This is a genomic window from Flavobacterium album (assembly GCF_003096035.1).
Taxonomy (GTDB): Bacteria; Bacteroidota; Bacteroidia; order Flavobacteriales; family Flavobacteriaceae; genus Flavobacterium; species Flavobacterium album.
Genome location: NZ_CP029186.1, coordinates 1,673,821 through 1,698,881 on the forward strand (window position 1 = coordinate 1,673,821; position 25,061 = coordinate 1,698,881).

Annotated in this window: 20 protein-coding genes; 5 read left to right on the forward strand and 15 right to left on the reverse strand. The window is 45.2% G+C overall.

Annotation, left to right across the window (positions count from 1 at the left end; translation table 11 throughout):
• The first annotated feature begins 2 nt into the window (after positions 1-2).
• Genes HYN59_RS07345 through HYN59_RS07355 form a run of 3 tightly spaced genes read left to right on the forward strand, consistent with a single transcriptional unit; the run spans position 3 to position 3,938 of the window.
• Positions 3-1,721 (forward strand): peptide MFS transporter, encoded by a 1,719-nt coding sequence (locus HYN59_RS07345; protein WP_108777657.1) that lies wholly within the window; start codon positions 3-5, stop codon positions 1,719-1,721.
• Positions 1,722-1,734: 13 nt separating this feature from the next.
• Positions 1,735-3,435: a peptide MFS transporter gene (locus HYN59_RS07350; RefSeq protein ID WP_181369529.1), complete on the forward strand. Its 1,701-nt coding sequence runs from the start codon at positions 1,735-1,737 to the stop codon at positions 3,433-3,435.
• Between the two features lie 44 nt (positions 3,436-3,479).
• On the forward strand, positions 3,480-3,938 hold the full coding sequence (locus tag HYN59_RS07355) for a thioredoxin family protein (protein WP_108777658.1): 459 nt from the start codon (positions 3,480-3,482) through the stop codon (positions 3,936-3,938).
• 5 nt (positions 3,939-3,943) lie between these two features.
• Here HYN59_RS07355 and HYN59_RS07360 read toward each other — a convergent pair whose 3' ends face one another.
• The 9 genes from HYN59_RS07360 to surE all read right to left on the reverse strand — a co-directional run bounded on the left by HYN59_RS07360 (position 3,944) and on the right by surE (position 14,050).
• Positions 3,944-5,965, reverse strand: a complete 2,022-nt coding sequence (locus HYN59_RS07360; RefSeq protein ID WP_108777659.1) for a ComEC/Rec2 family competence protein — start codon at positions 5,963-5,965, stop codon at positions 3,944-3,946.
• Positions 5,966-6,146: 181 nt separating this feature from the next.
• The gene (locus HYN59_RS07365; protein ID WP_108777660.1) at positions 6,147-6,896 is read right to left on the reverse strand and encodes a C40 family peptidase; all 750 of its coding nucleotides are present in this window, start codon (positions 6,894-6,896) and stop codon (positions 6,147-6,149) included.
• Positions 6,897-6,968: 72 nt separating this feature from the next.
• A complete protein-coding gene (gene lpxB / locus HYN59_RS07370; protein ID WP_108777661.1) occupies positions 6,969-8,081 on the reverse strand; it encodes a lipid-A-disaccharide synthase in 1,113 nt (370 codons plus the stop codon).
• Between the two features lie 121 nt (positions 8,082-8,202).
• Positions 8,203-8,697 (reverse strand): lipocalin-like domain-containing protein, encoded by a 495-nt coding sequence (locus HYN59_RS07375; RefSeq protein WP_108777662.1) that lies wholly within the window; start codon positions 8,695-8,697, stop codon positions 8,203-8,205.
• Positions 8,698-8,854: 157 nt separating this feature from the next.
• Complete coding sequence (locus HYN59_RS07380; RefSeq protein ID WP_108777663.1) at positions 8,855-9,835, reverse strand: AAA family ATPase; 981 nt, start codon at positions 9,833-9,835, stop codon at positions 8,855-8,857.
• Complete coding sequence (pnuC, locus tag HYN59_RS07385) at positions 9,828-10,460, reverse strand: nicotinamide riboside transporter PnuC (protein ID WP_219928799.1); 633 nt, start codon at positions 10,458-10,460, stop codon at positions 9,828-9,830. Before pnuC ends, HYN59_RS07380 begins: the two co-directional genes overlap by 8 nt.
• On the reverse strand, positions 10,457-12,457 hold the full coding sequence (locus tag HYN59_RS07390) for a TonB-dependent receptor (RefSeq protein WP_108777664.1): 2,001 nt from the start codon (positions 12,455-12,457) through the stop codon (positions 10,457-10,459). The genes pnuC and HYN59_RS07390 overlap by 4 nt, the downstream gene beginning before the upstream one ends.
• Before the next feature lie 100 nt (positions 12,458-12,557).
• Entirely contained in the window at positions 12,558-13,046 is a 489-nt protein-coding gene (locus HYN59_RS07395; RefSeq protein WP_108777665.1) for a lipocalin family protein, read from the reverse strand.
• Positions 13,047-13,270: 224 nt separating this feature from the next.
• On the reverse strand, positions 13,271-14,050 hold the full coding sequence (gene surE, locus HYN59_RS07400; protein ID WP_108777666.1) for a 5'/3'-nucleotidase SurE: 780 nt from the start codon (positions 14,048-14,050) through the stop codon (positions 13,271-13,273).
• A 144-nt stretch (positions 14,051-14,194) separates the two neighbouring features.
• On the opposite strand from surE, the gene HYN59_RS07405 reads away from it, so the two are divergent.
• Positions 14,195-16,375 carry a carboxy terminal-processing peptidase gene (locus HYN59_RS07405; RefSeq protein ID WP_108777667.1) on the forward strand — a complete coding sequence of 727 codons (2,181 nt, stop codon included), beginning with the start codon at positions 14,195-14,197 and terminating at the stop codon, positions 16,373-16,375.
• A 6-nt stretch (positions 16,376-16,381) separates the two neighbouring features.
• Entirely contained in the window at positions 16,382-17,482 is a 1,101-nt protein-coding gene (locus HYN59_RS07410; RefSeq protein WP_108777668.1) for an ABC transporter permease, read from the forward strand.
• Between the two features lie 443 nt (positions 17,483-17,925).
• Here HYN59_RS07410 and rodA read toward each other — a convergent pair whose 3' ends face one another.
• The 6 genes from rodA to purH form a co-directional block, all read right to left on the reverse strand.
• Positions 17,926-19,182 carry a rod shape-determining protein RodA gene (gene rodA / locus HYN59_RS07420; RefSeq protein ID WP_108777670.1) on the reverse strand — a complete coding sequence of 419 codons (1,257 nt, stop codon included), beginning with the start codon at positions 19,180-19,182 and terminating at the stop codon, positions 17,926-17,928.
• 1 nt (position 19,183) lies between these two features.
• Positions 19,184-21,049 (reverse strand): penicillin-binding protein 2, encoded by a 1,866-nt coding sequence (gene mrdA / locus HYN59_RS07425; RefSeq protein ID WP_108777671.1) that lies wholly within the window; start codon positions 21,047-21,049, stop codon positions 19,184-19,186.
• Positions 21,046-21,552, reverse strand: a complete 507-nt coding sequence (locus tag HYN59_RS07430; RefSeq protein WP_108777672.1) for a rod shape-determining protein MreD — start codon at positions 21,550-21,552, stop codon at positions 21,046-21,048. Before HYN59_RS07430 ends, mrdA begins: the two co-directional genes overlap by 4 nt.
• Positions 21,545-22,372, reverse strand: coding sequence for a rod shape-determining protein MreC (mreC, locus tag HYN59_RS07435; RefSeq protein WP_108777673.1), 828 nt, complete (start codon positions 22,370-22,372; stop codon positions 21,545-21,547). Before mreC ends, HYN59_RS07430 begins: the two co-directional genes overlap by 8 nt.
• Positions 22,373-22,383: 11 nt before the next feature.
• Positions 22,384-23,412, reverse strand: a complete 1,029-nt coding sequence (locus HYN59_RS07440; RefSeq protein ID WP_108777674.1) for a rod shape-determining protein — start codon at positions 23,410-23,412, stop codon at positions 22,384-22,386.
• 61 nt (positions 23,413-23,473) lie between these two features.
• A complete protein-coding gene (gene purH, locus HYN59_RS07445) occupies positions 23,474-24,997 on the reverse strand; it encodes a bifunctional phosphoribosylaminoimidazolecarboxamide formyltransferase/IMP cyclohydrolase (protein WP_108777675.1) in 1,524 nt (507 codons plus the stop codon).
• Positions 24,998-25,061 lie beyond the last annotated feature (64 nt).

The following is a 25,061-nucleotide window of genomic DNA, read 5'->3' on the forward strand; positions in this document are numbered from 1 at the left end:
TTATGGATAAGACAACAACTCAAAAAGGCCACCCTACGGGACTTTGGTATTTATTCGGCACTGAAATGTGGGAGCGATTTGGATATTACCTGATGCTGGGTATCTTCTCGCTGTACATGATAGATGGCTGGAATAATGGGGGTATGGGATTTGATGCAGGTAAAAAATCAGATATTTACGGCACCTATCTCGGCCTTGTTTATCTTACCCCGTTTATTGGCGGCCTGCTTGCAGACAGGGTGTTGGGTTACAGGAGATCTATTATATTGGGAGGGCTGATGATGGCGTTGGGATATTTCCTGCTATCAATCCATGACATTACGAGTTTTTACGCCGGTTTATTCTTTATCATCCTGGGTAATGGCTTTTTCAAACCGAATATTTCTACGCTTGTAGGTAACCTGTACAGCACAGAAGAACTTAAGCACAAAAAAGATTCGGGTTACAATATCTTTTATATGGGAATCAACGTAGGGGCATTCATCTGCAACTTCGTGGCGGCTTACATGAGGCTTAACTTCGGCTGGAACTTTGCGTTTATCGCGGCGGGTGTCGGTATGCTTATCGGCGTTATTATTTTCCTTAGCGGCACGAAACACATCAGGCATGTAGATGTGATCAAACCGTTGCAGGCGGGAGATATGCCTACCACAAAAATATTAGGTTCTACTATATTGCCAATGTTTGTGTTTGGTATTCTTGGATATCTTATTCCTGATAATATCTTAGGCTCAGATACCAATGATGCATTCATTTTTGGTTGTGTACCGGTAATATTGTTCTTTATTTACCTTTGGTTCAAATCATCAGGCCTTGAAAAAAGGGCAATTGCGGCACTGCTTGCAGTATTTGCGTGCGTAATATTGTTCTTCGCGATATTCCACCAGAACGGCGATGCACTTACAGTATGGGCAGAAGATTATACCGACAGGGAAATGCCGGAATCTGTAGCTACAGTTGCCGATAAAGTGGATATGGCACAAACGGTAGAGAACAACGCTATTGTACAGCTTGACGATGCTGCCTTCAAAGCAAAAATGGAGCAATTGACAGCAGAAGAAAAAGCTATGCCTGAAGTAACCAAAGAGGAAATTGCAGCTAAAAAAGAAAAATCCAAGATCATAGCCGGATATGAATCATCGCGCAAATATTTCCAAAATCTTGGCGCGGATAAAGTTCCGGCGCAGGGAAGCAACCTTAAATTATATTCTACTGAGCTTTATCAATCGATTAACCCTATGTGGGTAATTGTGCTTACGCCAATATTAGTGGGTGTTTGGGGCTTTCTTCGTAAGAGAAAGAAAGAGCCAAGCACGCCTACAAAGATCGCATTAGGACTACTGATCACGGCGCTTTCGGCTTTGGTTATGGTGGGTGCGGTATATGCAACCAACGGACTTAGCATGAAGGCCAGCAGCTGGTGGCTTATCGCTTCATATGGTGTGATAACGCTGGGTGAGCTTTGCCTTTCGCCAATGGGCCTTTCGCTGGTGTCGAAACTGAGCCCGCCAAGGATCACGGCATTGATGATGGGCGGTTTCTTCCTCGCCATATCGGTAGGGAATAAGCTTGCCGGTATGCTTTCGAGCCTTTGGGAAAAAATACCGGAAAAGCAAAACTATTTCTACCTGAACTTTGGGCTTGTGCTTGGCGCAGCAATAATGTTATTCCTGATGCTGAAATGGCTAAATGGGGTAATGAGGGAGAATAACGTAAATTAATTTAGTATTATAAATGGAGATATCTAACCATAAGATAGAACTGGAAAAGATCCAGGATTTTAAAGGCAAATACCCGAAACAGCTTTGGTACCTTTTCCTGGTAGAAATGTGGGAGCGCTTCACGTTTTATGGGATGCGTGCGCTTTTAGGGCTTTACATTTCGCACCTTATCCTCACGGCCGATTATAAACCGCTGGAGCCTGCCGAACTGGAAGCTAAGAAAATTGAATTCCAAAAGCAGAACCATGAAGAACTCACGAAGGATCATCCGAGGTATTATATAGAAACCTCACAGCTCAAGTATAAAGATGCCGCGGAAAGCCGGTCAAACAAGCAATACGGACTAATACAGGCCTTTATATATGCAATGGCATTCGTGGGCGGTATGTTTGCAGATAAGATATTCGGTTTCCGTAAATCGGTTTTCTGGGGTGGTATCCTTATGGCTATTGGTACATTTACCATGGCATTACCGGGTGCGTTCCCATTCTATCTCGGGGTCAGTATCCTCATTGTGGGCAACGGATTTTTTAAGCCAAATATCTCTACTATGGTCGGGGCATTATACCGTCCAGGCGACCCAAGGAGGGATGCGGGCTTCTCACTCTTCTATTCCGGAATTAATATCGGTGCGTTGCTTAGCGGCCTTACCATCGCGTATATCGGTACATCGGTTAGCTGGTCATTAGGCTTTGCACTTGCAGGCGTATGCATGCTTTGTGGACTGGCGCTGTTTATGTTCACCCAAAAAACACTGGGGCCCATCGGGCTTCCGCCAGTGCCTGAAAAGCTAAAGGAAAAAAAGGCAGGCATAAGCAGGAACATGTGGGTGTACATCCTTTCTATAGTGTTCATGCCATTTTTCTTTGTACTTGTTTATTTTCCATTCGACATAGATTTCACCTTCCTTTTCGGACAGGATACCAATGATGCCGGAGAGTTAGTACCCTATATGGTGCAGTTCAGTGACCTGTTCATGATCTCTATTGCGGTCATTATTTTTGGGTTCCTGGTTTACACAATGTTCAATGTTGCCAAAGAAGAGAAAAGCAAGATGTTTGTGGCCGTAGTGCTTATATTGTTCTCTGTATTGTTCTGGTCGTTCTTCGAGCAGGGCGGTGGGTCGCTTAACTTCTTCGCCATAGGCAATGTAGACAGTCACGGACTCAACATGACGCAGGTGAACAACTCAGTAAATGCGCTATGGGTAGTGCTTGCCGCGCCGCTTGTGGGTATGCTTTGGATCGCCCTTAATAAAAGGAAAGCAGAGCCGAATACTGTTGTGAAATTCGGGCTTGGGTTTGTGTTCCTGGGGTTAGGGTTCCTTGTGTTCTATTTCAGTAAGTTCATGGCGAATGATGGCGGTTACACCCCGCTTTGGACATTCGTATTCGCGTACCTGGTGATTACTATAGGAGAGCTTTGCCTTTCGCCCATCGGCCTTTCGATGGTAACGAAGCTTACGCCCAACAGGCTGCATGGCGTAATGATGGGTACATGGTTCCTTGCCAGTGCTTACGGGCAGTATGGTGCAGGGCTTATCGGGTCGGCGCTTGCAAAAGTAGATACTTCGATCAAAAACCCGACTAACCTTGACAAGCTGGAGCAATATACCAACGGTTACCAAAGCATCGCTTATATAGCCATTGGCGCGGGTATCGTGTTGTTGCTGATATCGCCGATCCTTAAAAAGCAGATGAAGGGTGCGGGATAATTTTCGGCACTATTTTTGTCTTACAAATAAAAACGAAATATAAAATGAAAAAAATACTTTTAGCATTGTTTATAGGGCTTGGCACTTTGGCTGTACAGGCACAGGAAATAAAATGGATGAGCATGGACGAAGCGCTTGCTGCCCAGAAGAAAAAAGCGAAACCCATCTTCATGGACGTATATACCGATTGGTGCGGCCCGTGCAAAATGCTCGACAAGAATACCTTTCACGACCCTGCTGTAGTGAAATATATTTCTGAAAATTATTATGCCGTAAAATTCAATGCAGAAGGCCAATCCGATATTACGTATAAAGGTAAAAAATACAGCAACCCCGGCTTTGTAGAAGGCCGTAGCGGCAGGAACGCTGTTCACGAATTTGCCGCATTCCTGCAGGTTCGCGCTTATCCTTCAATGATCGTATTCGATGCTAAAGGCGAAGTAAAGGCCCCGATAGTAGGGTATTACCAGCCGGAACAATTGCTGGAAGCGCTAAAAAAATAAGTTAATTATTTAATTCCGTAAGATCCCTTTTCTGCCGTGGCATGGAAAGGGATCTTTTGTTTTTGGCAGGTTGCTTTCCAGCGTGCCACATAGGTTTTGTAGTTGGTGGCGTCGGCAACCACTTGTTTGGGATGCAGTTCGGCCAGCAATCTTTCAAAGTTCACTTTAGGCGAATGGATAAGCAAGAGAACGTCCGGCTTCATTGCAGGGCTATAGGCTGCCGTGCTGTCTATTATCAGGACCTTGCTTCCCTTATGCCATAAAACATTCTGTATGGGCTTTAGGATAACTTCTGAGGCAAAATTCCCTTTCCGGTAGGATCTTATGTTGAAGTTCTTTAAGGCAAGGCTGTCTTCACTCAGTATCATTATGCGACTGCTTATTCTTTCGGCAAGGAGCGTGCTTTTCCGGTTATTGAAGACGATAAGCTCATCGTGGCTTTTGCTGTCCCACACCGTTATGGTATAAATGGACTGAAAAACAAGCACTGATACAAGCAGGGCTGCCGTGCGCCGGTAGGTCTTTTTATAAAGCCACAACACCATCAGGATAATAACGGCGTAAAGCGAAACATTTAGCAATAGTGTGAAAGGGATGTCTTTTAAAACCAAACTGTCAAATGAAGCGATCCAGGCTATAAAGCTGTTCATTGCCACAATAAGCCATTCCAATACAGATCCCACTATGATCGCCACAGGCGGCGCTATAAAATTCAGGAGCAGTACAATGAGGCCTGTCACCAGTACTACATTCGATAACGGGATCACTACAAGGTTGGCCAAAAGGAATAGCAGCGGGAACTGGTGGAAATAATACAGGCTGAGTGGCAATACGCCTATCTGGGCGGCAAGTGAGATGAGTACTGTGTCTATGGCATAGTTGATTATGAGGTATCCCGACCTTCCAGTTTTTTTGTAAATCGGCTGCAACCATACAATTGAAAACATGGCGACATAACTTAACTGGAATCCGACATCGAACAAGAACATTGGCTTTGCCAGAAGCAACACCAACATAGAGACTGCAATGGAGTTGTAAATGTTGGCATTGCGGGTATGATACTGGCCAATCATGATGAAGCTGAACATCACTACAGAACGCACCACCGATGCCGATAAACCCGTGATAAAGGCAAATCCCCACAACAGCGCCAGTATGACTATGAGCTGTAGCAGTTCGCCTTTTCGCCGTAAGCGGTTCAGGGGTTTGAATAGCGTGGTGAGAATTAAGAACAGCATCGAAAAATGAAGCCCCGAGATAGCGAGTATATGCAGCACGCCTGCATTGGTATAATTATCGGAAGTCTCCTGATCCATATCCTGCCTCTGGCCCAAGAGCAACGCATTGATGACATTGCGGGTTTCAGCGCTGTAATTATGGATATCAAAGCTATGGATGAGCGTTTCCCTCAGTTGGCCTACATAAGCATCAAAACTATCAATTTGCCCTGCCTTCACAAAATTATCCTTCAGGCGCACCTGGTGGAAAACACCCTGCTTTGCCATATAAGCGGCATAATCGAACTGGCCGGGGTTCATTGCGGCAGGTATGGGCTGGAGTTCGTCGGCAATGATAAAAGCATCGCCTGCGTGGAGCAGCCTGCCTAAACTGTCTTTCGGAACGGTAACAAGAAGTTTGCCTGTGGCTGGTTTCCCATTGGCCGACAGCACATCAAAATAATATTTTTCAGAGTATGCGTTGGGTTTCAGCCGTTCGGAAACCACGGTTTTCAGTACGGGTATATCATTAGTGAGTGAGTTCGTGTAATGCAGCTTTTGGTTTGGTGGATAGTGCAGCATTTGAACAAGCATACCCATTACAAAGGCAAACAGCCATGACGTTATCCCGAAATACGGTTTTTGGATGAGGTCTTTTTTTGCAAGGAAATAGGAGGTAAGCAGGAGTGCAAATACACTTCCCAAAAGTGCGTAAAGAAATCCGGGAGCAGGGGAAAGGTAATACCCTGCCAGTATGCCCAGCGCGAGGAAGAATGTAATGGCAATAACGGGATATTTCAATACCTTCATACGTCGGGGATTGAAACAAACATACGGAAAAATCTTATTTGTGAATGAAGTAAATAAGAATCAGGGGTGAAATTTTTACCATAAGGAACACTAAGGATTGGCACTAAGTACACAACGCCGTAATAATATACTTAACTGTAAAGCCCGCATGAATTGTAGTAAAAACGTGATGAAAAAAGGTTTATTCTTCTTCGATAACCCTGTTTGCCTGTACAAAAGTACGTGCGTTATAAGGCTCATTCATAGAGGATACCATAACACCTGAGCTGGTAGAAGAGTGGATAAACAGTACTTCGCCTTCTTCGGTTACCTCACTAACGATGCCAACGTGGTTGATGCCCCTTCTGTTGTGGCTGTTCTTGAAAAGAAGCAGGTCGCCCCTTTTTACTTCAGAAAGTTGTACTACCCTGCCTGCACCTGCCATGCCGGCGGAGCTGCGCGGTAATGTAATGCCGAATATCTGGAAAGTAGCGTAAACCATGCCTGAACAGTCCATTCCGGCTTTTGTGGTGCCGCCTGCCCTGTAACGAACGCCGATAAAATCTGCTGCATTGTTTACTATCTGAACCGCAAGGTAGCTTTCGGAAGGTTCCGGTGTAAAATCCGGGTCAGTAGCCTCGTCGATAATTACCGTACCGTTTTTGATGGGGTTGGTCCTGGTACGCTCGATTTCAGATTTTCTTGGGCCTCCCTTGCTTATATCTTTTTTCTGAACCGGCTCATACGCAACAACATCCCTGTCGTTGAGTGAAGCCACTTCCTTCATAACCGCTGCTTTGTCTATAGCAGGTGCCGGTTTTGAAGCCTGTTTTTCAGTGTAAGAATAAATACCCTTTTTTTGGGCTTCTTTTTTAGAAGTTACGATCTGTGCCGAAGCGGTAAAAGATGCTATCAGGAACAGTACCAGGGTTAGGGGGCGGAGGTTTTTCAAATCTTTAATCTTATAATTCTACATCGGTTTGAAGCAAATATAGGGAAATAATTTTAAAGAAATTTTAAGAGACTATGTTAAATGTTTGATTATGAGGCTTGCTGTTTTTTCACTGGCGCCGATTCCGCCCAGCCTTTCCTCCAGTAAATCGTACTGTTTCAGGAGATTCCGTCTGTATTCGGGTGTTAATAACTTTTGGAGTTCTTCTCTTATGTTTTTTTTGTTAAAGTCATCCTGGATGAGTTCTTTCACAACCTCTTTATCCATGATAAGGTTTACCAGCGAGATGTATTTTAACGTGATAATACGCTTTGCGATCTGGTACGAAATCCATCCGCCCTTGTAGCAAACCACTTCCGGTACTTTGAACAATGCAGTCTCTAACGTAGCCGTTCCCGAGGTGACCAAAGCTGCGTATGCAATGCTCAGAAGGCCATAGGTTTTATTTGAAATGAACTTTACATTGCTATTGTTGAGGAACGGCTCATAAAAAGAATATTCCTGCGACGGCGCTCCGGCAATGACGAACTGGTAATCCGGGAAATCATCGGTTACAGAAAGCATTACCGAAAGCATCTTGATTATTTCCTGCTTCCTGCTTCCCGGCAGCAGTGCGATGACCGGCCTTTCGTCCAGTCCGTGCTCTTTTTTGAAAGCTTCCGGATCGGTTTTCTCGCGGTTGTGTATGGCATCTATCAGGGGGTGCCCCACAAATTCAACAGCAAAATTATGCTTGTTTTCGTAAAAGTTTTTTTCAAAGGGCAGTATGATATACATGTGGTCCACATCGCGGCGGATGGCCTTGATGCGGTTCTCTTTCCATGCCCATATCTGCGGGGAAATATAGTAATGTGTTTTGATGCCCAGCTCTTTTGCCCATTTCGCAATACGCATGTTGAAGCCGGGATAGTCGATAAAAATAATTACATCCGGTTGGAAGGAAAGAATATCCTGCTTGCAGAACTTTATGTTGTTCAGTATAGTCCTAAGGTTTTGCACCACTTCGGCAAAGCCCATAAACGCCAGTTCGCGGTAGTGCTTTACCAGCGTGCCCCCGGCAGCCTGCATGAGGTCGCCGCCCCAAAAACGAATATCCGCGTGTGGGTCTTTCTTAAAAAGTTCCTTCATCAGGTTTGACCCGTGCAGGTCGCCCGATGCTTCGCCGGCTATAATGTAATATTTCATTGCCTGTTGTTTACGGTTTCAAAAGTAGTGTTTATTTGGGACTTGAAAAAAGGAGTTCCATCCTCCAATAAAAAATGCCCCACAAAAGCAGGGCATCTAAATAAGATTTGACAGGTATTAATTACTGTTTGGTAAATACCAGTGTAGCATCAATGCTGTCAGAAGTTGTCTGCCCGTTTACGGTTACTTCCACTTCATAAAAGTCAGGTACCAGTGCTGTAAGCGTATTTCCATTTTGGGTGTAAACAGTAGTATCATTGTCGCCCTCATAGTTCACGGTAACAGTTACTTTGTTGCCATTTACGCTATACTCGCCATCTGCCTCTGCAGTGAAGCAGGCATCCCCCAGCATAGGCGCACTAAGGAAATTAGCAACCGTGTGGTTAGCGCCAAACTGAAGGTAGGAATCTGTAAAGCACGCGCCGCCTTCTGTGATAAGGTTGGTAGAAGATACACCATCATCATTGCCGTCAACAGCATGAGAAGCGGTTACCGCAGTAAGCATCCATTTTCCGGATACAGTAGCATTGTTGTTTGTAGTATTGTTGTCATCGTCTGAACACGACAAAGCTGTAAAAGCTGCAGCTGCAAAAGCTACCATTGTAAGTTTTTTCATAGTTTGAAATTAATTTTTTTTTGTTAATGCCAAACAAGCTTGCAACAAGCGTGCCATTAAAAGTAATTTAATTTTTAAATTTTTGGCATAATCTCAATTTTTTAGGTTAAATAACTAAAAAACAGCATTATTAAGCAGTTGATTTCTTTTTAACAAATCAATACCTGATTAAATTTTTAATAAGCTGTACTGCTTTTTCAAACTTTTCATCAAAGCTTCCGCCGATCTCAATGTAGGGGATTTTATTGTCGTCTAATGTTTTTCTGTGCGAAAGGTCCAGCAGGCGGACCTGAGCTTCGTTGAGCCTCGAACCATCCTGGAAATACCCACTGTTGTTGGTAAGATAAATGCAGAGGCCGGCCTTGTTCGCTTCACAAACAGTATCGCTAACATGAAGCTCTTCCCCAAAAGTAAATTGCGCGTACGACCTGGTGATATGTACGTCAGTATCAATGATAATAAGCGGGCAGTTGCCTTTTTCGGCTTCATTTATCCTGCGGGCATGTTCAATAGCGGTTTTATGAAGGTCGGCCATAGTAAAGGAATTCGAGTTGGGGATAATGTCCCGCCCCGCTTCGTTTACCAATATACAGCCGAAGTGTGCCGAAAGCCTTTGTGCCAATGTGGTCTTGCCGGCAGATTCCGTACCCAGTATCGTAATTTTAAAAGCATAATAAGGCTTCACGCTATCGGGCAAATAATCCCACCATTCAAAAACGTTGTTGCGTATGAGCGTTGCGGAAACGGGATACAGCTGTTTCGGGATATCGAACGGGATGTGCCTGATACCCATGAATTCCGCGACATAATCGCCGTAAGGCTCTGAAGTGATAAGCAGGGAATGATCGGGGAATAGATTGCTGAATACCGGCGCCCAGATAGCCGATACTTCTTTTGATGAAGCTGAAGTATTGGGAAAATCGGATTCTTTGTATTCGAAGCTAAGGACTTCAATAGTATTAATTTCGCTAAAGGTCGCACTGATCCAGCGTTTGCGTGCTTCAGCGGGGATATCTTCCTTATCGCTGCAGCAAACCAGTACAGATACAAAATCGGACTTTGTCAATGCAAACCGTATCATCGCTTCATGGCCTTTGTGGAACGGAAGGAATTTCCCGAAAACGAACGCTTTAACCATGCCTCAGTTTTTTATGCCAGTTGTACAATCCATAAGAAGCCAATCCAAAGAAAACCACGTATTCGAGCGAAAGGAAATAAACGCTCTTGGCATAATACACGGCAATACTGGCAATGTTTACCATAAGCCACAGGTACCAGTTCTCTAATTTCTTTTGTGCCAAAAGCGTTGTTGCCGTAATGCTCGCTACCATAATAAACGAATCGGCGTACGGATAAGCGGCCGGTATTTTGAAATACTGCGGCCGGTATTCGTGGATGTGCGAGAATAGATAGCCTGTAATTATGGTTGTGCCTATTACTATGGCTATTGTAAGTAGCCTGCCATTTTTTGACAGGATTGTAATATCCTTATTGTCTTTTTTCCGGTTCCAATAGTACCACCCGTAGAGCGTGACGATGAAAAAATAGATTTGCAGGAACATATCGGCATAAAGCTGCACCTGGTAAAAAAGCACGAACAGGAATACCGCATTGAGCGTGCCGGTAGGCCAGGTGAGGATGCTTGCACGCGATGCATAATATACCGATACCAGTCCGCTCAGCGTGGCGAGCAGTTCAATATAGCTGATTGGGTAGCCGCAAATTTCGCCTATAATATTCGATATGTCGAAAATAGCTATCACAGGTGGTACACTAAGGATGCGTAAACGTTCACGGGTGCCTGCACAAAATATTTTTTGGTGCCGTCGGTCTCTACATAACCATTGTTGAAATATTTCGTGTTGGTAATGTTATTAGCAAAAACAGCAGCTTCCAGTTTCCCGAAAGTGTAACCGGCACGGGCATTCAGCAGGAAATAGCCATCTATCTGTGCGCTGTTGGCAAAGTCGATATACGATTTATCCTGGTAGCGGCCGGTAAGCGATAAAGAAAGCTTTTCAAAGGTGTAAGCTGCTTCCTGGTTGATAATGAACTTAGGGCTCAGTATCGGGCTGAACGATTCGTCCTGCTCTTTGATGCGGCTGTGGTTCCAAGAAGAATTGTTGATAAACGTAAAGCTGCCCATTTTATAGGAAGCGCTTAGCTCCACCCCGGCACGGATGCTTTGTTTTACGTTGTTGGTCAGCGCCAGCCCATTCGGGCCGAATTTCCCGTCGAGCACGATCTCGTTCTCAAAATCCATATAATAGGCATTCGCATCAATGCGCCAGTTGCCTTTATTGTAGCGTATTCCCAGTTCGTGGTCGGTTACCTGCTCGGCTTTTTTAATGAACAGAAGGGCGTTGCCGTTGTCGTCGGCCAGGAGGTCGTCGCTTCCGCCAAAGATATCGTTGCGGGTAGGCTCCCTTTTGGTTCTTCCGACACTGTAATATAAGGTTGTCCCGGCAGATGGCTGGTAGCTCAGGCCCGCCTTTGGGTTGAAGAAATCCCATTTCATGGCATCAAAAGGAACCGCACCGTCATAGCTAAATTCTACATGGCGGTATTGCAGGTCGGCAAAAAGGGTAAACCTGTTTATGCTATAGCTCGCTTTCGTAAAAATGCTTTCTTCGTGCTTACGGCCTGTGTTTTCATACAGCTCGCCTAATGTCCTCTCACTCCCGGTATGCCTGCGGCTGTAGGTATTGGCGTGGATGCCCGTTGTACAACTGAGGTTATTTTTGGTAAAAGTATAATTCGAAAATACCCCTGTGAGATTGGACAGGAATGCATAATTGTACAATTCTGTCGATGGCGGGTAGCCGTAATTATTGGGGTCGAAATCATAATTGCCTTTCAGAAAGGTATAATATACGGAAGATTGCAAGGTAGAGGCGTTGCTTATACGCCAGGTATTGAGCACCTGCGACATTGCCTGTAAAAAATGGTCGTCTTCATTGTTGTTCACATTCGTGCGCCTGTCTTTAGCGATAAGCGAATCGGCAACGCCAAGCCACGCCAGCTGGTTTCGCTGCTGCCCGGCAAGGAGGTTGATCTTCCAGTCCGACCTTTTTCGGAAAAGCCCGCCGCTCAGGAAAGCCGACTGCGACTTGTTGGAAGAGTGATATTTGTAGCCGTCAGAATAAATTTGCGATACCCGTGCATATAGCGCCTTGTTGTTTTTGATGCCGCTGTTGTATTCGGCGAATGCCCTTGCACTGTTGAACGAACCGTAGCCAGCCCCTACAGATGCACTTTGCTTATCAGAAAGATTGGGAGCAAAAAGCTGTACGCTGCCGCCATAACCCGCTGTACCGTTCTTGGAGGTGCCCACGCCGCGCTGCACCTGTACATTGCTTACAGAATTGAAGATGTCCGGGTAGTTGGAAAAATAAGCGCCCTGGTCTTCGGGGTCGTTAAGCGGTACGCCATCAAGTGTCATGTTGATACGCGTCTGGTCGATGCCCCTCATACGGAAATACGAATAGCCCTGCGTGTTGCCGCCATCGGAATATACCGTGATGGAAGGTGTTTCTGAAAGCAGGAACGAAGGCTCCTGCCCAACAGATTTCCTGTCGATGGTTGCAGCATTAATATTAAGGAATGTTACTGGTGTTTTACTTCCGGCCTGGTAGGTGAGCTGCACTTCCGGCAGTCGTGTTATAGTGTCGGTTGGTATCGTGTCCTGGGCGTTTACAAAACAGGAAATTAAAAGAAATGCATAAAAGTGCTTGTATCTTATCAGGTGGCTGGGTAACATTTGGCTGTTGGTTTAAGGCCAAAAATACAATTTTTTATTTGGGGTGATGCCAAAAAAAATGCCTCCGGTAGTGGAGGCATTTAGAATTATGTTTGTCGTATTATTCTTTTCGGAATACCATTTTGGCATCAATTGCGACATGCCTTATTTCCCCGTCTACGGTTACTTCAATTTCGCGAAGGGCAGGTACGGATAGCGTAATTAGATTGCCGGTTTTAGCATAGTTGGTATGTGTTTTGATTCCATCATGAACAAAAGTTGTCTGGACATTATATGGAGTAAATTTATACGTGCCTTCATCTGTTGCAGTGACACAATTCGTTCCTTCTGAAGGAATTGTGCTTGTAACGGTTTTAATGGTGTTTATGTTTCCGAATTCTACATACGAATCCGTATAGCAGGATCCAAGTTCAGTAAGAATATCGGTTGAGGGTGTTCCGTCTCCATTGCCATCAAAAGCACGGTTACTCGTTACTGATATAAGCTTCCATTTTCCTTGTAGGGGCACATCAGGAGTGCTGTCGTCGTTTGAACATGAGAATGCCATGAAGGCGGCTGCTGCGAAAGCTGCCATTGTCATTTTTTTCATTTTGATTGATTTGATTGATGATTATTATTTAGTTGCGGACAACCATACTAATAGTCGATCAATAACGGTATTTGTTACACTTTTCTTATAAAAAAAGTAAAGCAGTCCCGTCTTTTTTAATCAATGAAGGATAAGTGATTGTCTTTTAATTTGTTGAGATAATTTTTTTGTAATAAAATTTTTCGTACGGATATGTAAATAACAAAAAATAGAATGGTGCGATTCTATTTTTTGTTAAGGTTCCACCCGTTCAGTCCCTGTATTGCATGATGCGCTGTCAGGTCGAATTGTACCGGGACCATAGAAATATAGCCATTAGCCAAAGCCCATTCGTCGGTATCTTCGCCGTTGTCAAGGTTAACGAACTTTCCGCCCAGCCAGTAATAATCGCGCCCCATTGGGTTGGTGCGTTTGTCAAAACTCTCCGCCCACATGGCTTTTGCCTGGCGGCACACTTTTATGCCTTTGATATCCTTCTCTTTCAGCTTAGGGAAATTCACGTTCAGGATCACACCTTCGGGCAGCCCGTTCTGCAGCACCTGCTCGGTAATCTTTTTGATAAAGGGCTTTATGGACTCAAAGTCGGCATTCCAGTTGTAGTCCAATAAAGAGAACCCAATTGCGGGAATCCCCTCGATGCCGGCCTCCACTGCGGCGCTCATTGTACCGGAATAGATCACATTGATAGAAGAGTTGGAACCGTGGTTCACACCGCTCACGCACAGGTCGGGCTTGCGGTGCAGTATCTCATTTACGGCAAACTTTACACAGTCGACCGGTGTTCCGCTGCAGCTGTATTCGGTTTCGATATCCGGGTCGATGTTTACCTTGTTGATATAAAGCGTACTGTTGATGGTGATGGCATGGCCTGTGCCGGATTGCGGGCTGTCGGGTGCGACCACAACCACATCGCCAATCTGTTTCATTACCGATATAAGCGCCCGTATCCCGGGTGCGGATATACCGTCGTCGTTTGTAACTAATATCAATGGTTTTTTCTTCATAGCTATGGCAAAATTCAAAATAAGTATCGTACTTTTACGTTTGCTAAATTACGCAATTTTGCAAAGCTGTCGTTTGATGATGATTTTTTGGGGTTGATTGATTTTTGGCACGCTTTTTAATGTAATTGATAATAAGATAATCTAATGAATGCCGTTATAAAGTTTATGAAAAGAAATTATAAAATAGTTATAGTTGTCGCTGTGCTTTCAGTGGCGCTATGGAGTTTTATGCCCGGTAAGCCTAAAAAAGCTAACGATCCCGAAAAGGATAAACTGCTTTTGGAGCTCCTGACATTTGTGATAGAGAAAGGCCACTACGACCCGGCAGCCATTGACGATACATTTTCGAAAGGCGTTTATAAAGATTACCTGCAGCAAATAGATCCTTCGAAGAGGTTCTTTACGCAGGCTGATATCGACGAGTTTTCAAAATACGAAGACAAAATCGATGATATGATAAACGAAAGGGACCTTACGTTTTTTGATCTTACCAACCAAAGGCTGTTGGAACGGATCAAGGAGTCTGAAGGCTTCTATAAAGAGATTCTTGCCAAGCCTTTCGACTTTACTAAAAACGAGAACTTTAGCGTAGACTACGATAAGCAGCCTTATGTAAAGAACGATGCCGAACTGAAAGAACGTTGGGAGAAGCAGCTGAAGCTGTCTGTGCTTTCGACAATTACCGATAAGCAAAAGCTGCAGGAAGAGATCGCAAAAAAGAAAACTGATAAGGCAACTGAACCGCAAAAGTCGTTTGCCGACCTTGAAAAAGAAGCACGTGAATCTACACTGAAGTCGCTTAATGATTACTTCAGCTTTATGAAAGACTTTAAACGTGACGAATGGTTCAGCATGTACCTGAACGCCATTGCAGAGCGTTTCGATCCGCATACTTACTACTTTGCACCGGACGATAAAGAGAAATTCGACACCAGCATGAGGGGCTCCCTTGAAGGTATTGGCGCCAGGCTGCAGAAAAAAGGAGATTATATCGAGATATCAGAACTGATACCCGGCGGCCCGGCATGGAGGGGTAAAGAGCTTGAGCAGGGCGACCTTATCATGAAAGTGGCGCAGGGCACAGGCGACCCGGTAGATATCGCAGGTATCCGCCTTGACGACGTGGTTAAAAAGATAAAAGGGCCAAAAGGTACTGAAGTGCGCCTTACTGTCAAAAAAGTAGACGGTTCAGTAAAAGTGATCCCGATAATAAGGGAAGTTGTAGAAATAGAAGAAACCTACGCAAAATCGAGCGTGGTGAATAAGGACGGTAAGCTGTACGGCATCATCAACCTTCCGAAATTCTACATCGACTTCGAAAATAAAGACAATCGTGATGCTGCAAAAGACGTTGCACTTGAAGTGGAAAGGCTGAAACAGCAGGGCGTTGAAGGCATTATCATGGACCTTAGGGATAATGGCGGCGGCTCTTTGAAAACCGTTGTAGAGATGGCCGGATTGTTCATCCAGGATGGACCTGTTGTCCAGGTAAAATCAAAAGAAAAGAAAAAAGAAGTGCTTAACGATACGGACTCAAGGGTTCAGTGGGACGGGCCTCTTGTGGTGCTTGTGAATAACTTCTCAGCATCAGCTTCAGAGATATTCGCGGCAGCAATACAGGATTACCATCGCGGGCTGATATTGGGCAGCAAACACACTTACGGTAAAGGTACTGTACAAAACATCATCGACCTGAACCAATTCGTAAGGGGTAATTCGCTGGGTGACCTTGGAGCGCTTAAGACCACTACACAGAAATACTACAGGATAAACGGCGGTTCTGTACAAAGGGAAGGTGTTTACAGTGACATTATTATGCCGGACAGGTATTCCTACATCGACATGGGCGAGCGCGATACCGACAATGCCATGCCGTATGATAAGATTGATGCAGCCAACTACAAGCCGGTGAAAAATAACTTTGAAGGCGTTATTGCCAACAGCAAAAGAAGGATGGCGGCGAACCCGCAATTCAAGCTGATGGATGAGAATGCAAAATGGGTGAGTGAGAAAAAAGACGATAACACGTACAGTCTTAACGCAGACAAATTTAAAGCTGAGGTTGTGAAAATGGAAGAAACAACCAAAAAATTCAAGGCGCTTAATGATTATAAAAACAGCCTGAAATTTGAAGCACTGCCTTACGAAAAAGCGATCTTCAAGAAAGACCCTTCACTGGCGGAGAAGAAAGAAAGATGGTATGAAAGTTTGTCTAAAGATATATATATAGAAGAAGCGCTGAATATCCTTAACGATATGCAGCCAAAAGCTTCAGGTAAAAGTGCGGCCAATGTTCAGAAGCCGTCACTTGGCAAAACAAGGTAATGATTGATGGATAAAGCAAATCAATCGCTTACAGGCTTAGCGCTCCAAAAATTCAGAAAGAATTTTTGGGGCGTTTTAAGTTTAGTGTTTATTGCGATCCTGTTGTTCATTTCCATCTTTGCCTACGTGTTGGCACCCGACAAGACAAAGGATGCCAATTGGGGCGACCTTTCCATACATTCTAAATCGCCAGGCTTTACCGTAAAAATGCTTCATTTTCCTTCGGAAGGAATGACCTTCAGCGAATACTTTACCGGCAGGGAAACACCGGAGCAGAAAATACCCATTCTCAAATACGAAGTAAAAGGTGACAGCCTGACTTATTTCGAATATAACGATGAGCCTTCGCTTGCGGTTTCCAAAACCATCCCACTTACAGATTTCGGGCCTAAAGTTACTGCGGCATCTGTCGCAAAAGATCATGTGAAAGACCAGCAATTCATCCTCGGCACCGACAGCCAGGGGCGCGACCTGCTAAGCAGGCTGATCATTGGCTCACGGGTATCTATCGCTATCGGGTTTGTAGCGGTGTTCATATCCTTGCTGGTAGGTATCTTCTTTGGGGCGATCGCAGGCTATTATGGCGGCAAGGTAGATGCGTTTGTTATGTGGCTTGTCAATATCATCTGGTCGATACCTACGTTGCTGCTGGTTATTGCCATTACGCTGGCTTTAGGTAAAGGCTTCTGGCAGGTTTTTGTGGCCGTAGGACTTACTATGTGGGTTGAGGTTGCAAGGGTCGTGAGAGGGCAGGTGATGAGCATTAAGCAAATGCAGTTCGTTACAGCAGCGCGTGCATTGGGATACCGCAATTCGAGGATCATCTTCAACCATATACTGCCCAACAGCATGGCGCCGGTCATCGTGATCTCAGCTGCGAACTTTGCATCCGCTATATTAGTCGAAAGCGGCCTTAGCTTCCTGGGTCTTGGCGCACAGCCGCCCATCCCTAGCTGGGGCGGCATGATAAAAGACCATTACAATTATATTATATTAGGTAAGCCTTATCTGGCGCTTGCTCCCGGAATAGCTATGCTGCTATTGGTGCTCGCCTTTATGATGGTGGGGAATACGTTACGGGATGCACTGGATGTGAAATCGGAATAGTTTTCAGTCGCAGCCTGCATACCGGCAAATGCAGGGCGCAGTTTCAGCGTACACTATATACAAAACACGTTTATGCAATTACTTTCTAAATGGACACTCATCAATATAGTATTGTCGTTGCTTCTTTTTGCCTGTATATTTTATTCCTATGCTGGAGCTTCGGGAGGTGATATGGCTATTGTGATCGTAAATATAATGACAGGGCTACTCCAGGTAATAACCATCGCCGTAATTTCCAGGATTAATAGTGCTAAGTCAGGACAGATGATTACCGGTGTCATAGTAATGCAGGCAATCGAATTATTGGTTTTTAGCCAATGGGGTTATGCTTTAAATGAATTTATAAAAGGACTTAAAATTAGGTCGCTTTTTACTAATGTGAGGTTTGAAAGAAATCTGCGTAAATCCGCCCGATCCGCGTCATCCGCGTTCTAATTCACAAGCTACCACTCATTCACCTTATTTGCATCCAGCTTAATAAAGACAAACAACAATATGGTAAACGCCCAAAGGCTCGACCCGCCATACGAGAAGAAGGGGAGGGGAACACCGATGGTTGGGAACAGCTTGATGAGCATGGTGATATTCACAAAAAAATGTGTGAAGAGGATTGCCGCGACGCAATAGCCATAGGTCCGGCTGAACTTCGACTTCTGTCGTTCCGCCAGGTAAACTATTCGTAGCAGCAGCGTTACAAAAAGAGCTATGAAAACTACAGAGCCAACAAACCCCCATTCTTCGCCTACTGTGGTAAAGATATAATCGGTATGCTGTTCGGGAACGAAGCCGCCTTTGGTTTGCGTTCCTTCGAGATAGCCTTTACCCAACCATCCTCCCGAACCGATCGCGATCATCGACTGGTTGAGGTTGTAGCCTTCGGCCTGCTGGTTTACATCTTTATCAAATAGCACGTTGATACGGTCTTTCTGGTGGTCTTCGAGCACGTTTTCATATACGTAGTCAACAGAAAATACAAAGCCGCTAACCGCCACAAATATAAGTGTAGAGAGTATCGGGTTACGAAAGGCCCTTCGCGTAAGTATAAACTGGACTATAATGACAATCAGGGCAGCCCCCACTATTATATAAGGTTTTACCAGTAACGCCAATAGGAACAGCACTATTGCCACAGCGCCAGTGAACAGGTACCACCCGGGAAGCCCTTCGCGGTACAGCACAAGGAAAAGCGCTGTAAATATCATGGCGCTTCCTGCATCGGGCTGCATCATGATAAGCAGTACAGGCAGTATTATTATGGCAAATGCTAAAAGCTGGTGGTTTACTTTTTGGAGATTTATCTGAACGTCGCTGAGGTACTTTGATAGCAGAAGGGCCGTGCCTATCTTGGCGAATTCCGACGGCTGCATACTAAAGCCGCCGAACGAATACCAGTTGGTCTGCCCCTTGATGGTTTTTCCCAGTACAAACAGGCCTGCCAGCAGGACAAGGCCCAGTCCGTAGAATACAAGCGCGTATTTTTCATAGATCTTCGCATCGACCGTAAGCACAACGATAATAAGCGGTATGCTGGTCATGATGAACATGATCTGCTTGCCGTATATCTGCCCTATGTCAAATATAGAGGTGGTCTTATCAGGCAGGGAAGCCGAATAGATAGTCATCCAGCCCATACACACCAGCAGTATATACAGCAGGATGGTTATCCAGTCCAAATTTCCTACAACGCTTTGATTCTTCATTTTAGTTATTGATCGAAAAAGGCTGGCCGCTTGTTACTTTGGCATATTCTGCCTTAAGGCCCTGGGTCAGCATTTTGGTTTCAAGGTCGGTACGGGTTATGGTTCCCCTAAGGTATTTCTCGATCATGAGGCTGGCAATAGGGCCTGCCCAGCGTGCACCCCAATAGCCGTTTTCTACAAATACGGCTATGGCAATCTTAGGGTCGTTGCGCGGTGCGAAAGCCACGAAAATAGAGTGGTCGCTCAACTGGGTCCTTACACCGTTTATTTTGGTAAAGTTTTCTGCGGTCCCTGTCTTTCCGCATATCTCAATGCCCTCAACGCGCAATCCGCGCGCGGTACCTAGGTTGTACACGTCGAACAAACCATCGATAACGGGTCTGAAATATTGCTTGTCTATAGTAGTGTAATGTTTCGTCCTGAATTTTTTGTCTATCTCGCGGCCTTCAATTTTCTTGATCATATGAGGCGTGTAATAGTAGCCTTCGTTTGCCACCGTTGCCATCATGTTCGCAAGCTGTATAGGTGTCATGGCAACTTCTCCCTGCCCAATAGAGTTGGATATGATTGTAGTGCTCCTCCATCCTCCATTAGGATAGAAACGCTTGTAAAATTTCGAGGTTGGGATGTGCCCTTTTCGTCCGGGCGGAAGATCATAACCCAGGAAGTCGCCAAGGCCAAAGCTCTTCAGGTGGTTGCTCCACGCATCAACGCCATATTGCGGCTTAGGGTATTTATCTATCGAAAGCTTGAACACATTGGCAAAATAAGTGTTGCACGATTTATAGATACCATTGTGCAGTTGTATGGCACCGCCGGGGCAGTGGCATTTCATAAAAGCGCCGCGCCCGTAAGAAAACCCGTGGCTGCAGATAAACGTACTGTTCTCATCGATAACTTCCTCCTGCAGTCCTACCAGCCCGGAAAGGATTTTGAATGGCGAACCCGGGGGATATTCTGCCAAAAGCCCGCGGTCGAACAGCGGCATGGCAATAGTATCGTTGAACATTGCGGTATAGTTCTTAGAGCGGTCACGGCCTACCAGAAGCGCAGGGTCGTAGGACGGTGCGGTAACCAGCGCCAGTATTTCGCCTGTCTTTGGCTCTATGGCTACAATCCCGCCACGCTTTTCGAACATCAGGGCTTCGCCGTATTTTTGAAGTTCTGCATCCAGCGAGAGGGTGATGTCCTGTCCCTGGATAGCAATCGTGTCGTATATGCCGTCCTTAAAAGAGCCTATTTCCCTGTTGAAACGATCCTTTTGAATGTATTTCACGCCTTTAACACCGCGCAACACTTCTTCATACATTTCCTCAACACCCTGTTTCCCGATGTAGTCGCCGCTTTTGTAATAGGGGTTACTTTTGATTATAGGGTCGTTCACCTGCTGTATATAGCCAAAAACATTAGCTCCCACGCTCACCTGGTAATCGCGCAGGGAACGCTTTACGATGTCGAATCCTTTAAACCTCCGTATCTTTTCCTGGAAAGCGGCAAATTCTTTTTTGCTGAGCTGCGGCAAAAATACCGACGGCAGCTTGTAGCTGTACACTTTTGCTTTGGCAACCCGCTCTTTAAAATATTCTTTGGAAATATTGAGCAGCTTACAGATCTCAAGGGTGTCCGTGCCGCTTTTAGGCATATCATTGGGCGTTACCATGATATCATAGGAAGGCTGGTTTGCCACGAGCAGCTTGCCATGCCTGTCATAAATGTAGCCCCTTTCAGGGTATTCGTACTTGATCTTTATGGCGTTGTTCTCAGACTTCTTGATGTAGGTATCATCAAGTATCTGCAAATAAAAAAGCCTTGCCACTATTAGTAAAGTTGCGGCAATTATAAGTGCTGGCAGTAAGATCTTTCTCATTGTTTGCCCGGCTTAATTAAGTAAATAATAATGATGCAGGTGATTAAGGTAAATACAGTGGACAGCAATGTGCGGACTAAAATATCCCATGCAAGGCTGAACCTGAATATCTCCAAAAGGTATAAAATTAAATGATGCGTTACAACAGAAATCAGAAGAAAAGAAAATCTTTCGGGTGAAAGGCGGTCGTTTATCCTTACCGTCTGGTATTCGTAGCTGATACCGAAGGAGAACTTGAAGAATACCGGCCTAAGGTAGGCAAGTGTTACGCATGCAACGGCGTGTGCACCACCCGAGTTCATGAACATATCCAGTATAAGCCCTAAAAAGAACGCGGAGACCAATAGCCCTGCCTTATTGCCGTTCACCGGGTAAAGCAGAATGAAAAGAATATACGGATAAGGGTCTACGAACCCAAAAAGATCGATATTGTTGCATACCACGACCTGCAACGCAAGTAGCAGTATGAAACGGATTATATTTATAATGACAGTACTATTCATTCCCCTTTGTGGTTTCCTCCAGCTGTATTATCTCTTTTCTGTCTTTGTTCTCTATTACATACACGTGGCCCAGGCTGGTCATGTCGTTAAACAGTTTTATCTCCAGTGTGTAATAATTTGTCTTTTTATCAACATATACTTTTTCGATAATGCCCACAGGAATGTTCTCCGGGAATATCCTTGATTCCGCCCCGGTAACTATCGTGTCACCCTTTACCACCGTGGCAAGGCGAGGCACATCGGTAAGCTGGGCAAAGCCTGTATTTTTCCCATTCCATGACAGCGTGCCTATGTGGTTGTTCTTCTTGATCTTCACCGGCAGCCTGAATTTCATGTTCAGCACGCTGATCACGGTCGAATAGTTCTCTGAAGTGTTCTCTATTACGCCAATGATCCCAAGGCTGCTTACAACCCCCATATCTTTGCTGATGCCGTCTTTTCGCCCGCTGTTGATAGTAAGGTAATTCTCGTATACGTTATACGAGTTCTTGATCACTTTCGACTGTATCACCTTGTAGTTGCCTACACCCTGAGGCACTTTTACAGGAGGTATGTTGGCAGTATCCTGTGTGTTGTAGAGCAATCGTTTCAGCTGTGCGTTCTCGGCGGCAAGTGCATCATTCTGCGATTTCAGGTTCAGATAGGCCTCTACGGTATTTATCTGCTCATATACATAGCCGGTCATGGCATTCGCCGAAGACACAGCGCGGCTCTTGTGGTAGGAGTGCGATTGTATGGTAAGCGTTAACGATATGCCCAAAAGCAGCAAAAACAGTAATAAGATACTGTTTTTAAATATAAAATTAAATATTTGCTGCATCGGTTACCCCTTTATTTTATAAGTATGCTCCTGAATTTTTGTATGTTTTTTAGTGCCATTCCCGTTCCGCGTACTACGGCCCTCAGCGGGTCTTCGGCGATGTAAACCGGGAGGTCTGTTTTTTGCGATATCCTCTTGTCGAGACCCCTTAGCATCGATCCGCCGCCTGCAAGGTAAATACCTGTGTTGTAAATATCGGCAGCAAGTTCGGGAGGGGTTTGCGACAGTGTTTCCATAACCGCATCTTCAATCCGCTGTATCGACTTATCAAGCGCTTTGGCGATCTCGCGGTACGAAACATCAACCTGTTTCGGCTTACCGGTAAGAAGGTCACGCCCTTGTACCGACATCTCTTCAGGAGGGGTTTCCAGGTCTTCGATGGCGGCCCCTATAGTGATCTTTATTTTTTCTGCGGTGCTTTCCCCAACAAAAAGGTTGTGCTGGGTCCTCATATAATATACAATGTCGTTGGTAAATACGTCGCCGGCGATCTTAACTGACTTGTCGCATACGATACCGCCAAGCGCGATAACTGCGATCTCTGTCGTACCACCGCCTATATCCACGATCATGTTACCTTTTGGCTGCATGATGTCTACCCCAATACCTATTGCCGCTGCCATCGGCTCATGGATAAGGTATACCTCTTTGCCGTTTACCCTTTCGGCCGATTCCTTAACCGCACGCATCTCCACCTCGGTAATGCCCGAAGGGATACAGATCACCATGCGAAGTGCAGGGGTGAACAGGCGTTTTTTAAGGGCCGGTATGCTCTTGATGAACATGCTTATCATCTTTTCAGAGGCATCAAAATCGGCAATAACACCATCCTTAAGCGGGCGTATGGTCTTTATGTTTTCATGTGTCTTACCCTGCATCATATTGGCCTCTTTACCTACGGCAATGATCTTGCCGGTAACGCGGTCGCGCGCCACGATAGAGGGGCTGTCTATGACTACTTTGTCATTATGGATAATTAGGGTATTTGCGGTACCAAGGTCGATGGCAATGTCCTCGGTCATGAAGTCAAAAAATCCCATACTGGTGTATTATATTAAGGTTCTGTATTAAAAATTGTTTAAGCCTGTAAAAGTAGTAAAATTAATGTTTAAAATGACGGGTCCCTGTAAATACCATTGCAACATTATTTTCATTGCAATAATTGATGCTCAACTCGTCTTTTATAGACCCTCCCGGCTGGATAACGGCTGTGATCCCGGCTTCTTTTGCCAGCTCCACGCAATCCGGGAACGGGAAGAAAGCATCGCTGGCCATAACAGCGCCATTAAGGTCGAAATTGAAGGAAACCGCTTTCTCGATTGCCTGCTTCAGGGCATCAACGCGGGAGGTTTGCCCGGTGCCTGCCGCAAGCAACTGCCCGTTTTTTGCAAAAACGATCGTATTCGACTTGGTGTTCTTGCATATTTTCGAGGCAAAGATCAGGTCTTCAACTTCCTGTGTAGTAGGTGAAGTTATGGTAACGGTCTTTAGGTGTTCTTTATTGTCGGTGACATTATCTTTATCTTGGACCAGCAATCCGTTAAGGCAGGTGCGCACCTGTTTCTGCGGAAGCTCCACCTCGTGCTGCACCAGTATGATCCTGTTTTTCTTTTCCTGTAGTATCGCTGTTGCATCGTCATCATAGGCTGGTGCGATCACCACTTCGCAAAACAGCTTGTTGATATCTTCGGCTGCAGCCTTGTCAATTTTTTCATTGGATATCAGCACACCGCCAAAAGCCGAAGTAGGATCTCCTGCTAACGCGTCAAGGTAGGCTTCTTTCACCGTACTCCTTGTGGCAAGCCCGCAGGCGTTGTTGTGTTTCAGGATGGCGAAGGTTGGGCCGTCATTTTTAAATTCATTGATAAGCGTCACGGCAGCGTCTACATCCAGCAAGTTATTGTACGAAAGCTCTTTTCCGTGGAGCTTGGTAAACATCTTGTCAAATTCGCCAAAGAAAAATCCTTTCTGGTGTGGGTTCTCGCCATAGCGCAGTTCCTGGCCGTTGCCAACGCTCTGCTTGTAGAACGTTTCCTCTGTATTGAAGTAGTTGAATATGGCAGTGTCGTAATGTGAAGACACATGGAATGCCTTTGTAGCGAAACGCTTGCGCTCTTCCAGCGTAGTGCCGCCATTATTTTCGGTAAAAGTTTCGAGGAACAGCGAATAATCTTCAACTGAAGCTACGATAACGGTGTCCTTGAAGTTTTTTGCGGCAGCGCGAATCAGCGATATGCCGCCGATGTCTATTTTCTCGATGATGTCGGCTTCAGAAGCGCCCGACGCCACCGTTTTTTCAAAAGGGTAAAGGTCAACTATAACAAGGTCGATCTGCGGGATGTTGAATTCTTTCATTTCCTGCACATCGCTTTCGTTGTCCTGGCGGTTCAGTATGCCGCCGAATACTTTTGGGTGGAGCGTTTTTACCCTTCCGCCAAGGATGGATGGGTAAGAAGTAACGTCTTCTACCGGCACAACAGGTATGCCAAGGTCTTTTATAAACGATTCGGTACCTCCTGTAGAATAGATAGTTACCTCGTGTTCGTGGAGTTTTTTTACAATAGGTTCAAGGCCTTCTTTATCAAATACGGATATCAGTGCCGATGAAATTTTACTTACGCTCATGTTGTTGTGTGTTTTGAAGTTGCAAAAGTAGTTATTACTGGCTTAACATTCAAAAGCAGTGAAG